11 protein-coding genes and 1 riboswitch are annotated in these 13,803 nt (G+C 58.6%); of the genes, 6 read left to right on the plus strand and 5 right to left on the minus strand.

What is annotated here, in order from left to right; translation table 11 throughout:
* The first annotated feature begins 148 nt into the window (after nucleotides 1–148).
* Complete coding sequence (pheT, locus tag THTE_RS03300; RefSeq protein WP_095414098.1) at nucleotides 149–2,533, plus strand: phenylalanine--tRNA ligase subunit beta; 2,385 nt, start codon at nucleotides 149–151, stop codon at nucleotides 2,531–2,533.
* A 147-nt stretch (nucleotides 2,534–2,680) separates the two neighbouring features.
* Nucleotides 2,681–3,643: an orotidine-5'-phosphate decarboxylase gene (gene pyrF / locus THTE_RS03305; RefSeq protein ID WP_237260192.1), complete on the plus strand. Its 963-nt coding sequence runs from the start codon at nucleotides 2,681–2,683 to the stop codon at nucleotides 3,641–3,643.
* Nucleotides 3,644–3,716: 73 nt separating this feature from the next.
* On the opposite strand, the gene THTE_RS03310 is transcribed toward pyrF, so the two are convergent.
* The 3 genes from THTE_RS03310 to THTE_RS03320 form a co-directional block, all read right to left on the minus strand.
* Nucleotides 3,717–4,304, minus strand: coding sequence for a histidine phosphatase family protein (locus THTE_RS03310; protein ID WP_095414099.1), 588 nt, complete (start codon nucleotides 4,302–4,304; stop codon nucleotides 3,717–3,719).
* On the minus strand, nucleotides 4,301–5,011 hold the full coding sequence (gene rpe / locus THTE_RS03315; protein WP_095416749.1) for a ribulose-phosphate 3-epimerase: 711 nt from the start codon (nucleotides 5,009–5,011) through the stop codon (nucleotides 4,301–4,303). The genes THTE_RS03310 and rpe overlap by 4 nt, the downstream gene beginning before the upstream one ends.
* 255 nt (nucleotides 5,012–5,266) lie before the next feature.
* Nucleotides 5,267–6,928: an amidophosphoribosyltransferase gene (locus tag THTE_RS03320; RefSeq protein ID WP_095414100.1), complete on the minus strand. Its 1,662-nt coding sequence runs from the start codon at nucleotides 6,926–6,928 to the stop codon at nucleotides 5,267–5,269.
* A gap of 1,051 nt (nucleotides 6,929–7,979) precedes the next feature.
* On the opposite strand from THTE_RS03320, the gene THTE_RS03330 reads away from it, so the two are divergent.
* The 3 genes from THTE_RS03330 (at nucleotide 7,980) to THTE_RS03340 (ending at nucleotide 10,399) form a co-directional block, all read left to right on the plus strand.
* Nucleotides 7,980–9,011 (plus strand): hypothetical protein, encoded by a 1,032-nt coding sequence (locus THTE_RS03330; protein WP_095414102.1) that lies wholly within the window; start codon nucleotides 7,980–7,982, stop codon nucleotides 9,009–9,011.
* A gap of 457 nt (nucleotides 9,012–9,468) precedes the next feature.
* A riboswitch (Fluoride riboswitch) is annotated at nucleotides 9,469–9,531 on the plus strand.
* 115 nt (nucleotides 9,532–9,646) lie between these two features.
* Nucleotides 9,647–10,030, plus strand: a complete 384-nt coding sequence (gene crcB, locus THTE_RS03335) for a fluoride efflux transporter CrcB (protein ID WP_095414103.1) — start codon at nucleotides 9,647–9,649, stop codon at nucleotides 10,028–10,030.
* Between the two features lie 21 nt (nucleotides 10,031–10,051).
* The gene (locus tag THTE_RS03340) at nucleotides 10,052–10,399 is read left to right on the plus strand and encodes a DUF190 domain-containing protein (RefSeq protein ID WP_095414104.1); all 348 of its coding nucleotides are present in this window, start codon (nucleotides 10,052–10,054) and stop codon (nucleotides 10,397–10,399) included.
* Between the two features lie 45 nt (nucleotides 10,400–10,444).
* Here the strand turns inward: THTE_RS03340 and THTE_RS03345 are convergent, their stop codons facing one another.
* Nucleotides 10,445–10,936, minus strand: coding sequence for a hydrogenase maturation protease (locus tag THTE_RS03345; RefSeq protein WP_095414105.1), 492 nt, complete (start codon nucleotides 10,934–10,936; stop codon nucleotides 10,445–10,447).
* A gap of 15 nt (nucleotides 10,937–10,951) precedes the next feature.
* A complete protein-coding gene (locus tag THTE_RS03350) occupies nucleotides 10,952–12,073 on the minus strand; it encodes a serine/threonine-protein kinase (RefSeq protein WP_095414106.1) in 1,122 nt (373 codons plus the stop codon).
* Nucleotides 12,074–12,863: 790 nt separating this feature from the next.
* Between THTE_RS03350 and THTE_RS03355 the strand changes: the two genes are divergently transcribed.
* A complete protein-coding gene (locus THTE_RS03355; RefSeq protein ID WP_207651769.1) occupies nucleotides 12,864–13,736 on the plus strand; it encodes a DUF4198 domain-containing protein in 873 nt (290 codons plus the stop codon).
* Nucleotides 13,737–13,803 lie beyond the last annotated feature (67 nt).

Here is a 13,803-nt window from a genome sequence, read left to right on the forward strand (position 1 = left end):
ACGTGATCCGCGGCGATGCCAGAACGGGTTCCCGTGCAAGCCCATCGTGTGAGAAAACCAAGCAAGGGAGCCGGTACCGTCGTGGGGTAAGGTTTTTGGCAGGTTAACACGTGTTGAGAACACATTTCCGAGAAAGACGGAGCAAGCCGTGAAGATCTCCCTGGATTGGATCAGCGATTTCGTTGATATCGGCGATATCCCCGCCGAAAAGCTCGCCGATCGTTTGACCATGTGCACCGCCGAGGTGGAAGATGTCCAGGAAATCAAGCGGTACGTGGACGGGGTTTTGATCGGGGAAGTCGTTTCCTGCACCGAATTGCCCGAGACAAGGGGCCTGAAACTCGTCCAGGTGCAGTGTGGAGATCGGCGCTATCAAACGGTGTGTGGGGCACCCAACGTCCGCACGGGAATGAAGGCCCCTTTCGCACCGGAAGGAACCAGGCTGGCTGGGGGAGTGGTTATTTCGCTCGAGGAGATTTATCGATTTCGCAGTGAAGGCGTGCTGTGCTCCCCCGCTGAACTGGGCATGAGCCGCTGGCACGAAGGGTTGCTGGAATGCCCCGACCATCTCCCGAGTGGGACGCCACTCAGCCAGTGGATTCCACCCAAGGATGTGCTCATCGAAATTGACAATAAGAGCCTGACCCATCGGCCAGACCTGTGGGGCCATTACGGCTTTGCCCGGGAAATCGCGGCCATTTTTCGGCGTCCCCTGCGACCACTGCCGGTGGTTGATCTTTCCCGCTATGACGACCTTCCCGCGTATCCGCTCACCATTGACGACCTGGAGAATTGCCCTTGTTATGCCTGTCTGGAGTTGAAAATCCGTGCGGCCGTGCCGTCACCCCTTGTCATTCAACGGCGGCTTCACGCCCTCGGCCAGAGGACGTTCAACCTCATGGTGGACCTGACGAACTACATCATGTGGGAACTAGGTCAGCCCACTCACGCCTTTGATGGAGACAAGGTCCACGCGATTCGGGTCGCGCCACTTGGAAGACCGGGCACCTTCGTCACCCTGGATGGCCAGGAGCGTCAGCTTTTGCCGGATGATCTCCTCATTTGGAATGAGAAGGAACCGGTGGCGTTGGCGGGAATCATGGGGGGATTGGAAAGCGAAGTGACCGCCAGTACGACGAAAGTGCTCCTGGAAAGCGCGAACTTCAAGGCCTCGCGCATTCGGCGGACATCGGTTCGCCTGGACTTGCGGACCGAAGCGGCGCAACGCTTCGAGAAAGGCCAGCCCCCCGTCAATGTCAAAGTGGGGACCGCCCGGCTTCTAAAGTGCCTGGAAGAATCCGGCGAGCCGTTCGAGGTCACTTCGCGCTTCACGGTGGCGGGTGATCTCAAGGAGCATCCTCGACCACTGGCCATCCCCTGGCAAACCGTGGACACCATGGCCGGGCAAACCATCCCCCGTGAGGAAGCCGTCCGCATTCTCGAGGACCTCGGTTTTGTCGCCAAATCGGAAGGTGACATACTGCAAGTGGGTCTACCGCCGCACCGCAGCGAAAAAGATCTCTCCATTCCCGCAGACGTGGTGGAGGAAATCCTTCGCATCTACGGCTACGACCGGATTGTGCCGCGATTGCCGGAAGGCCCGATGGCAGCCCTGCCCGTCAACGAAAGTTTGAGAAAAGAGCACAAAGCCCGGAAAATCCTGGCCGGGGCTCACCAGTTCATCGAAGTCCAGAACTACATCTGGATGGACGATGTCTGGCTGAATGAAATCGGTTTTGCACCGGCGGAAACGCTCACTCTCAAGAATCCGCCGTCGGCGACGTGCCGCCGGCTGCGTACAATGCTCATGCCCAATCTACTGGCGCTGGTCCGACCGAATCGCTCCCATCGCGATGCCTTCCGCATTTTCGAGATCGGACGCGTGTTCTTCCCCGATAGTCCAGGGGGCTGTCGCGAGCGGACGCATCTGGCGGGCATCAGTTTTCGGCAGGGGGCACGAGGAGATCTTGAAGAACACTACCGGAGTATTCGCGGGGCTTTGGAAGATCTGAGTGCCGGCCTGTCGGAAGCTCCGTGGCGTTTCGTCCCCGGTCGGGAATCTCCGCTCCCCTGGCAGGTGCCGGGATATTGGTGTGAAATTCGGGCGGGAGAGAGCACGCTGGGAAGCGTTGGTGTGCTGGACCCCGTCCTGGCACGAACGGTGGCCCTGGAAGGACAGGTGGTCTGGTTCGAGATCGACCTGGATGCAGTGGTCGGCCCTGTTTACCCCGCCGTACGTTATAAGGCCCTGCCCATCTATCCACGGTCATGGCAGGATTTTTCCCTGCTGTGGGACATGACTCGGGGCTTTGACAGCCTTGAGACAGTGCTCGATGGATTCACCCACCCACTCGTCAGCGAGCGGGAATTCCTCTACGTCTACAAGGGGAAAGGATTGCCCCCAGGACAGGCCAGCTACACCTTCCGTTACTGGTTGGCGGCCCCCGATCACACCCTGAGCGGCGAAGAGATCGAGGGATTTCGCCAGGCGTTTCTGGCTTTCCTCCAGCAGGCGGGCATTTCCCTGCGGTGAGTCTTTCACCGGTAGGTTCCCTTGTCCAAGGACTTTGTTTGCCAGGGCTACAATGAAGAGAGAAGGTGCCATCCGGTTCGGTACCCGAGGTCTATCCATTGGCGATTCTGAAAGCACTTCTTCTGTGAAAGTAGCGACCTTGGTCTTATGATGCCTGCAGCGGAAACGAAGATTCGCTTCATTGACCGGCTGGAACAAGCGGTCCGGCGACGGGGAACACCCGCTTTGGTCGGGATCGATCCTCATTTGGACCTTCTTCCGCCCAATATTCTGCCGGCCGAAGGTCCTCAGCGACGGCTGCTGCCCAGGCAGCGCCTGGCCGTGGCGGTGCGAGAATTTTGCGCGGGCGTGCTGGATGTGATCGGCTCAATGGTGCCGATCGTCAAGTTTCAGATGGCGTTTTTTGAGCAACTCGGGCCGGAGGGGATGTCCGCTCTTGCTGAACTGGTGGGACACGCTCGGAGGTACGGCCTGCTCGTGATTCTGGACGGTAAACGGGGCGATATCGGGAGCACTGCCGTCGCCTACGCAGAGGGGATGCTGGGTCCAGCTCCTGTTAGCTCCTGGGGCGGTGACGCGGTGACGGTCAGCCCCTACCTCGGGGAAGATAGCCTCCAACCCTTTATCGAGACGGCAGTCGCCCGGCAGGGCGGCGTGTTCGTGCTGGTGAAGACATCCAACCCTGGGAGTGGACTATTCCAGGACCTCATTGCCGAAGGCATGCCGCTTTATCGTCACGTGGCTGCCTGGGTCGAGCAGCAGGCCGTTCGCACCAAGGGACGCTGCGGTTATGGGGACGTTGGCGGGGTTGTGGGGGCCACTTTCCATGAGCAGCTCGCGGAACTCCGGCAGGTGATGCCGCACACCTGGTTCCTTGTTCCCGGTTATGGGACCCAGGGAGGCACCGCAAGGGATGTCGCGCCAGCGTTCGATCCCACCGGTCTGGGGGCTATAGTCAATAACTCACGAGGCATCCTCTTCGCGTACCGACGCCGGGAGTTCGAGCGATTCGGCCCCACCCGGTGGCAGGAGGCCATCGAAGCCGCCACCCGGGAAATGATCGATCAACTCCGCACAGACACCCCTGCCGGTCGACTGACCAGTCGATAAACAGTCGCACACAACCACCTACGGGGGAAAACCCATCCGGAGGAGTGCCGCGGACGCCTGAATAGACGGGGGATTACGAGGGCGTCTCGATGGCTTTTGGTTCCCACTGGAGGATTTCTAACTGGCCGTGCCGCATTTCCGCCTTCCATAGATCTCCCAGTGGGGCATGTGTGATCAAGCGCTTGATGATGCTCGCCATCGGTTCTGCCACGACCAATCCGATGGTCTCCCCCTGGTGCCGCCGATGAAGCCGCCGCAACCAATCCATGACGCGTGTCTCGGCCTCCTCGATCGTTTCGCCCTCCGGTGGGCAGATGCAGTCCGGGATTTCCTGCCACTGTCGGTAAATCTTTGGTTGCCGGGTGCGAATTTCCTCGATCTTCATTCCCTGCCACAGTCCGTAGTCCAGGTTCCGCAGGGCGTCGATCTCCCGGGAACGCACATTCAACGCTCGGGAAATCGCCTCCGCTGTCTCAACCGCTGGCCGACAGGGAGCGTAATACAGGGCGTCCAAACGAATGCTGCCACTCCGCAACGACTCCACCTCCTTGTTGACTTCCTGGAAGCCCTGGGTGTTGAGGGGGATGTCCAACTGCCCCCGGACTCGTCCTTGAACGTCGTAATCAGTGGCACCCGGACGAATCAACACTATTTTGATCATAATGCAACCTTACTCTGATGATCCTTCACCAAGGCCGCCAGTTCCCGATACCGCTGGGAGTAATTGTCATGCCCCAGCAATCCTGTGCCCACGATGAACATCGTGGCACCGGCCTCGGCGCACTGACCGATTGTCTGTCCGTTCACGCCTCCGTCCACGGAAATCATCAAACCGTCTGGAGCCAGTTGGCGCAGTCGGCGAATCTTGGGGAGAACTTCCGGGCGGAAGCTCTGGCCCCCAAAACCCGGCATAACGCTCATCACCAGCACCAGCTCGCAATCGTTCAAATAAGGGATAACCGCTTCGACCGGAGTCGGCGGATTAAGCGATACACCCGCACACGCCCCGGTCCGATGAATCATTTCAAACAACGGTCGGGGATCGGGAGCCACCTCAATGTGGACGGTCAAATAGTCGGCACCTGCTTCCCGAAAGCGTTCAATATGTGCTTCAGGATTGGAAATCATCAAGTGGACGTCCAGTATCAACCGGGTGGCCTTCCGAACCGCCTGGACGATGGGGATTCCGAAGCTCAAGTTGGGCACAAAGTGCCCGTCCATAATGTCCAGGTGCAAAAAGCGTGCCCCCGCGGCCTCCAGACGTTCGATTTCCCGGGCCAGATACCGGAAATCAGCCGCCAAAAGCGACGGCCCAATCATCACGTGCCCAGCCTGATATTCCTCAAAAAGCGGCGAACGAGCAATCATCGATCCATGCCGCCCCCGGCCCTGAAAAGTTTGATCTTTTTGATCCGGTTGAACCCAGTCCATATAATCCCGTCATTTTCCTTAATCCATCCCCGTTTTCAATCCTCCATTTGGTGGGATCACCAGCATGCAGGCCGACTGGGGTGAGATTGTCTTTCTCGATCTCTATGCAGAATGCCTTATTTTCCCAGTTTAACAAAGCTCGCGCTGTTTAAACCACCAGATTTCTTCTCGCGATATCGCCAACCTAAGGTCTCAACGGGAACGGGCGAGCTCTGATTTCGCTTTCGAGTCAAATTCCATTTCCTCAGCAACTCTTTCCGAGCAGCTCAAGCCCGTCGTTAGCGATTGCTCTTCCACATCGTATGTTCTTCCCGCGATGCCCTCGCGCCAGCGGCGGCGGGCCTCCTCGGCCAGTTTTTGCCCCCACGGGGTAGGATACACTCCCGTAATGCACGCCCGGCAGAGATCGTTGGCATCAATCCCAATCGCCCGCGCTACCGCCTCCACCGGCAGGTAGCGGAGCGAATCGGCCCCCAGATCCCGGGCCATCTGCGCCTGAATTTCCTCCGTTATTTCCCCGTTTTTCAGATACCTGGGGGCAAAAAGCTCGCCCATCGAAGACATGTCGATCCCGTAAAAGCAGGGGGAAACAATCGGTGGACAGGCCACGCGGACATGAATTTCCGCCGGTTTCCCCAGCTCCCGCATGCGATGGATGAGAACCCGCATCGTCGTCGAGCGAACGATGGAGTCCTCCACGAGAAGAACCCGTTTCCCCTCCAGGACTTCGCGCAACGGAGTGTATTTCGCCCGGGCCTTGGCATCTCGGTTGAGATTGCTTTCGATAAACGTCCGTCCCGTGTAACGGTTGCGGATAAGCCCCTCCAGGCAGGGCACCCGCAGGGCATACGCCATGGCGTCGGCGGCGGCCTTGCTGGTATCAGGCACAGGGACGACGATCGTCTTCCCGTCATCGACGGGCACCGTTTCCAGCCGGGCTAACTCTTCGCCCAGGGCCTTGCGAGCCAGGTACACGCTCCGGCCATCGAGTGTGCTGGCCACGTTGGAAAAATAAATCCACTCGAAGAAACAGTGGGCACGATGGGGCGCCGTGGCGAACTGCACAAAGCGGATCCCTTTTTCTGAGACGATGATGGCCTGACCGGGAGCCACCGGTTTGATCATTTCCGGAGCAAACCCCAGGTTCAAGAGGGCCACGCTTTCGCTGGCCGCGGCGAAGAGCGATCCATCGCAGGCCCAACTCAGGGGCTTAAACCCCAGCGGGTCCCGCACCACCATGAGTTCCCCAAGGGCATTGAGAAACACCATGCTGTAGGCGCCATCGAACTCCCGGGGAAATGCCCGACACACGTCCGCGAGGTCCGGAGCGGGGTTCGGATTCAGCTCCCGACACAGGACGTGCATGATCACTTCGGTGTCTGTGTTCCGGACCAGATGGTTGTCCTCGTCGCGGAGCAGTCGTTCGCGGAGTTCGGGGAAATTTGCGATTTGACCGTTAAAGGCAAAACTGAACCACTTGTGTTTGCGGATGTGATGACGCTCGAACGGCTGGGCATAGCTGGGGTCGTCCTTGCCGCACGTTGCATAACGGACATGCCCGATCGCCGCCCGGCCCGCAAAGTTTTTCATCAATTCCTCGAACCGATCGCGCTGGGAAAGGGCAAACACCTCCGCCACTGTTCCCACGTTTTTGTAGGTGAGTAGCAAATGCGAATGCCGGTCGTTGAACCGGGTGATCCCGGCGGCGAGCTGCCCCCGGTTCTGGATGTCCAGGAGCATGCGGGGGATCAGCGTCGGCGCAGAATCGGGGCCTCCGGGGCAAAGCGGGCTAACCGTGTCGCTGGAGAAGTGATAAACCGCGACGACTCCGCATTCTTCGGCTAAATCACGCATATGTCTTTCCCAAGAAAGAGCACCGAGGCGACTTGTCTGGCCGACGGATCATCGGAGTTTCAGCCGCCTCTGTGATTCATTCTAAGACGCCCTGCCCACGGATACAACGAGCGGGATGAATTCCGCCGCTTTCGAAAACTGATTACGTCACAGTCGCTTCCGCAACGCGCTCACCGTGGTGCACATCCAAAGCGGCGGGGGTCAAGGCCTCTCTCGCAGGAGGGATTTTCCGAAATTCTTGCATCGAAATCACAGGAAAAACGCGACGCTGGCTATCGCGTTGCCAGCATCGCCCGAATAATGTGTGACTTTTTCCGCAATGCGCTGGACAGGAAACTCGCCGTAGATAGAATGGATATCAAAAGCCGTAGGATCGCGCGATTGCCGAAGACTGGCGGGGGCGAACCGGTCGCCAGTTGGCGTGTCCCCATATTATGCGACGCTCTGTACGAGAGGAGAACGAGTCTCATCCGGAAACCTTTGAAGGAGCATTTCTTCATTACGAGGAACTTAAGCGAGGGTTTTTACAACAAAAAAACGACCCGCCACCGTTTGAGAAGTTTTCTCGGTTAGGGAAATTTACTCCCCTGGAAACCCAAGGCATCCAGGTATCTTTCGCATCCTCGATGGCGAATTTTCGTGAATCTCCCGGATATCGGTGTCTTCTGCGGTAATTTTGCCGGTTGTTATTAAACATGGGCTTCGCACGTATTAGCTTTGATAGCGTGATGGGGAATCTCTCAGACTTCTGAGCTTGGATCAGATTGCTCGCCGTTTGAAGAACATCGTTAGCCCCCTCTTTCTGGATCCCTTGCCGATAGCGGCCATACGCCTTGGTTGAACGGTGCTTTTGTCTTTCTACAACGGCAACCAGACCGCTTGGAGTGTCAACGCCGCTCGGCTCCACCCTTTCTGGAGCTACACAGAGTTGGCAAAACGGTTGCCAACCCAGGTGGCCGGGTAAATCGCCGTGATAATTAGCGAGGAAATTTGCGAAGTGGGCAAATAGTCTTTCGCATTCAGCAAAGATGCGCGATCGAGGAGAAGTCCAATGAAGCGTCCCAAGAAACTCCACAAAAAGTGTCACCCTGTGACTCACGAAACCCGCGACGTGGCGCGGATCTGGTGGGATGCCGAGGAAAATAAACTCTGCTGGTTTACCGAGAGAAACCGCACCCCGATCAAGTCCCCGGAACAGCTCCAGTGTCTGGCCGAAGGGTATTCCTGCGTTCTGGTCTCGGGTGCGACGGACCAATGGCCGGCACGCTTTGCCGCGCTACAGGGATTGGATCCAGAGCGCGTACAAATTGTGCTGGTTCCGCACCGCAGCCAGCGCGGCCGATGCTCCGCGGAACCGGATTCGGACGAGGGCAATCAGGAGAAGGTCCTCGTGCGCAGGGTGGTGGAAGGGTATGACGGTCCGCTGACCATGCTTCAGGTGGCGGTTTTCTGCCCGCAAAGTCCGCTTGATCCCGTGGCTACGTTTGCCGGAACCTGGATGGGTCAGTTCCACAAATTCTGGGACATCCCCATTACCCGGGAAACGGCGGAATTCTGGGCCCGGGTGGGTGACGTTCATTACTGGCTGGCCCCTCCGGATGCCTGTCCGCCTGATCTTTCCACCCCGGTGGAGCTGCATGAGAAATGCGACAATCCCGCGTGGGAACAAGAGGACGCCAGCGTCAAGATTTTCGCATTGTTCTTTGGTCCGCCCAAGAAAAAGAATCGCCTTCCGGTTCCCAAGTGGCCGCTGGGAAGGGTCGCCGCGAGTATCATTGCTCGCCGCTCTCAGCGCAAGCTGCTGCCGCAGGCATGGGCGGGCTCGCCGGACGCGGAGGCGGTCCTCCAGCAAATTCTCGAGTCGGCGATTCAGTCTCTCGGAGATCCACGGGCATGGCTGTGGCGGGCCCTCCTTCGCACCTCGGTGCCCCAGGTCAATCTCGCCTATACGGAGGCCGTGCTGGCATGGGTTCTTGCCCGGTTGGTCCATCCTGAATTGTTTCCTCCGCCGATCGATTTGATCGATTCGCCCGCCGTGTCTTACTGGCGCCAGCACCGGGAGCTGGATCATCCATCCCCCTGAACCGGGCACGACAAGCGTGCCCCTCCGAAATAATCCGGGCCGTTCCAGAATAATCGCGGAGGGACCTACGTGTCAGGTCCACATACTCGGAGGGACGTGCTTGTCACGTCCGCATATTCGGAGGGACGTGCTTGTCACGTCCGCTTTTCGGCGTTGGACAATCCATTGCCTTTCGGCAGGGACTGAAGTCCCGCGTGGAAAGCGGGGCTAAAGCCCCGCACTCCATGGAGTGCGGCGATTCATCGCCGCTTTTCGGTGAAGGCTTTAGCCTTCACAACCTTGCCGTCGGGCAGGACGGAATCGGGTGATCGGTCGCGGTGGGACCCGACCCTCCAATGCGTCCGGTGGACGCGGCCAACTTTCACGTCGACCGTTCAACCACGCTTCCTGGCGGCAATTGTGATGCGTGTCCCGGCGGACCTTGGCCTTGACGAATTCATCCCCCTGATGTAGGCTTAAAGTTGACGGGGATGGAGTCCCCCGCTAAATGCCCTATCGGGCTGATGACTCCTACCGCGCAGGCATTTGCACGGCAGGGGTCGCAGCTCGTTCAGCCGACCCGCTGCACAAGCGGGTTTTTTGTTTTCTTGCCTGCGCGACAGTCCGAGGTTTGCGGTAGCTGAAGAGGTGTCTTCATGGCTGTTGCGGAAAAGCTGATCTACCTTGCTCTGGCAGGAGCGCTGGGCACTTTGGCGCGTTATGGCCTGGCCGGCTTTGTTCACCGCCTTAATGGAGTGAGTTTTCCTTGGGGGACGGTGACGGTAAACATACTCGGATGTTTTGTGGCCGGACTCGTGTGGGGGCTTTTGGAGAACCGCTGGGTTTTGCCGCCCCACCTCCGGACCGCAGTGATGGTGGGATTCTTCGGGGCTTTCACCACATTTTCCACTTTTATCCTGGAGACTACGGAACTTATGCGATCCAGCGAATGGCTGCTTGCCATGGGTAATCTTCTGCTCCAAAATGGGGCAGGTCTGATCGCGCTTATTGTGGGGGGCTTTCTGGCTCGCATTCTGTGATGTCGCGGAGTCAACCCTATCATGAAACTTCCTTACGAGGCCCATCTGCTACGGATTTTTATCGGGGAAAGCGATCGAGTGGGAAATCGCCCGCTCTATGAGGTGATTGTGGAAGAGGCCCGCCGTCGCGGTCTGGCTGGGGCTACCGTGATCCGTGGTTTTCTGGGGTTCGGCGCGAATAGCCGAATCCACACCGCCAAAATCCTTCGTCTCTCCGAAGACCTTCCCGTTGTCATCGAGATCGTGGACGCAGAAGAGAAAATCGAAGCGTTCATCCAGGAACTGGACGGAATGATTCACGAAGGTCTCGTGACGCTGGAAAAAGTGCGGGTCATCGCATACCGCCACAACAAAAAGGCAACATCCTGACCTTCGGCGCGGCTTACGGCAAGTTCGGCTCCGAAACAAGGGACGCTAGCTCTCCCCTTCGGTGGTTGGCCTATCCCAGTTGGACAGAATTTCCTTGACCAGTTTGACCGCGTGGGGGATGGCTGCCGCGACTGCGGGCGTGCACTGTTCACCAAATGTCAGGACATCTTCCGCCTCGATGGCCACAAGGACGATGGAATCGTCGGGGGGCAGATGCAACCCCATCTGACGGCCGAAGGCCAGGGCCGTGGGAAGATTAACATCATGCGCCGAAGCACTGTGCTGGGTGGGAATCTCATTGGGGTGAAGGCACCGGATGGTCCCCGGTGCCACACCGGACTGCATGGCGTCGATGATGATCGCGCGGTCGAATCCTGCCAGCCGTTCCATCAGCCGCAATCCACCCCAGTGATCCTCATCGATGACGAGATCTTCACGAGGGGGCAGAATCTTCTGAAGTTCCTGGACCACCCGAAGCCCTACAGCGTCGTCGGAGAGGATGGGATTCCCCAGGCCAAGCACCAGTGTCCGTTTCATGGTGGGTGGCAGTTTTCAAAGGTGATGGAGGTCGGCAAGCCAGAGCCGAATTTCTGTGGCGTACTCGGAGGCCAGATCCCCCTTGACCAGTTGTCGCAGAAATTCTGAGGCTCCGTTCCTGTCCAGGTCGGCGGCCTCGGCGTTGTCAAAGCGTCTTGCCGGATCAGGCGCGATCAAAAGACGACAGAAATTGACCAGGGCCTCACTCTTCAGGCATTCCGGAGGCAGGATCGTATGCAATCGCTGCGGCAAGAGCCGTTTGGCCTCCAGCAATTCCGCCCGCTGCAGATTCGGTGGAAAAACCGGCTGACCGGACAGCATCTCGATGAGGACATAGCCCAAGCTGGCCAGGTCCGAACGAGGCGAAATATCCGCGCCGTCGCTGTCCAGGACCTCGGGTGCCGCGTAAAGGGGGGTGCAACTTCTTCGGGACGGGGGCATATCCAGATCGACGGCCGAGCCCACATCCACCAGCTTGGCCGTCCCTGTCTTCTTCAGCATGATGTTGGAGGGCTTGATGTCCCCGTGGACAATACGCCCTCTGTGGAGGGCGGCCAGTCCGGCGAGACAGTCCCGCACGATGGCCACCGCGACTCCTGGTTTCAGCCGCGGCTGAACCGGCCCGGCTGTCACCACAACCTCGTTCAGATACTGCCAGCGGATCGGCTTGACCCGTTGCTCCAGGAGTTGGTACATGCGGTTGGTCAGGAGCCGGGCCAGATCGTACCCGTCCACCCATTCCATCTCCATAATGCGGATACCGTCGCGCTCCAGCCAGTTGTGCACATCCAGGAGGTTGTCGTGCGCGATCTGGGCCACGCGGCTGGAAACCCAACCGATCCGCTGCATCGCCTCTTCATAGGCGGCTTCACTGGGATACGGATCAGGGGCGAAGAATTTGAGGGCCACCGGCAAGGTGAAGCCGTCGGCTCCCCGCCGCTGACTGAGGTACACAACACCCTGGCCCCCATGCCCCAGTTTGCGAATCAGTTGAAGATGCTCCGTCCAGTTGAGACGGCGTCTCTGTTCGATGAGGTCATGATAGGCCTCCACGAGAGCCTGGAGCCGCTCCCGATTTTGCAAACCGCCCCACGTTCGCGTCAGGCCGATATCGTCTATCGTGGTCGATGTTTCCATAGCCAAGCTGGTTCCTTTCCCCACAGCACCCCACATCCCTGTGACACCAATTCCCTAATCATAAGTTCATCGCGGGCCAAGAGCAAACGCATTTCTGCCCTGGCCTGGCGAGATTACCGGTGCGGTGTTTCATTGAAGCACTCTGAAGATGGGTACCCCTTCGGGCAGATGCGTGAAGAAATGGAGGAACCCAACGAACTCACACCCAGACCGAGAAACTTCCTTGGCATGAGGATCGCGACCCTTAATGCGTCCCTACGACGCGACCCGACTCCATTTTGTGGCAAGGGATGAGATGCCACGGGGGCCGTGTGTGGTAGGGGCAATTCATGAATTGCCCTTACCGGAATTGCGCCTATCGGTTCATGGTCAATCCACCCGAATAGTCGGAGCGCAAACGGTGAAATGGATTAGAACGTGCCGTCAGAAGGAGGCTCGTTGGGAAAATCCTTCAGAGGGGCACGCTCGTTGTGCCCAGTGAAAGGGATGGATGATCAAACCTACAACGGCGGACCTTACAAGCAGGTCCCTCCAAAAGCGGACCTGACAAGCAGGTCCCTCCGAATATGGACGTGACGAGCAGGTCTCGCCGGGCTGGGGCTTGCTCCCGCGCGAACCCGTGTGGACGTCTGCGTTCCTGTCGGCAGAGAAAAAGTGAGGATGTGTCCGCCCTCCAATTTGTGGACGCCCGTTGACTTGTGGACGCCCGTTAATTTTGGTGTTACAATAAGCCGGTGCGTAACACGATATCCCTTGCCCGGCCCGCTTGTGCCGCGTGAGGCAATGTTTTGTGCACCGCGTTTCAAGGCACTCAGCTCTATCGCTTGCTGCCATGATCAATGTTCGCCGCCCTCACCTTCTTCGCAGTTGGATGATCATCGCCTGCGCGATCGCGGGATTCTCGTGTAACTCGCGGGCTGATGCCCATTTTCTGGTTCTGATCCCCAACCACGATGTGGTGGAAGAACCTTCCCAGACGAAGCTGGTGTTCGATATCCAGTTCACCCATCCGATGGAGCAAGGGCCGATCATGCCCATGGCCGACCCGGTCCGGTTTTTCGTCGTTCACAACGGTCGGGGTGAGGATCTGAAATCCGCACTCCAACCGAGAACCCTGGAAGGTCAGCCGGCCTATACAGCGCAGTTTCAGTTGAAGCAACCCGGCGATCATGTTTTCGCGATTGAGCCAGCGCCTTACTGGGAGAAGTTGGAAAAGAAGTGGATTATTCATTACACCAAGGTGGTGGTGAATTTTCTGGGTGACGACGGGCAGTGGGAGCGTCCCATCGGATTGCCGGTGGAAATCCAGCCTCTGACGCGGCCGTACGGTCTCTGGGCGGGAAACACGTTCCGCGGGATCGTGCTGCACGACGGAAAGCCCGTGCCGTTTGCCCGGGTGGAAGTGGAATACTGGAACCAGGATCGCCGCGTTCAGCCGCCCAACGGAAGCCTGGTCACGCAGGTCGTCAAGACCGACGGCCAGGGCGTTTTCTGTTACACCGTGCCCTGGGCCGGGTGGTGGGGCTTCGCGGCACTGATTGAAGGAGAACAGCGCCCAGGCCCCGACGGGCAACCCGCCGAGGTGGAATTGGGAGGCCTCATTTGGGTGCGGGCTGAGGATCCGGTTTCGGTTAGCTCAGCCAAAAAGGCCCCCGCACCATAAGCGCGTGGTGCATCGGAAGCTCGACCGGTGGAAACACCTGGAGAACCCTGTTTTCCGTTTTCGGCAT

Source organism: Thermogutta terrifontis (assembly GCF_002277955.1).
Classification (GTDB): Bacteria; Planctomycetota; Planctomycetia; order Pirellulales; family Thermoguttaceae; genus Thermogutta; species Thermogutta terrifontis.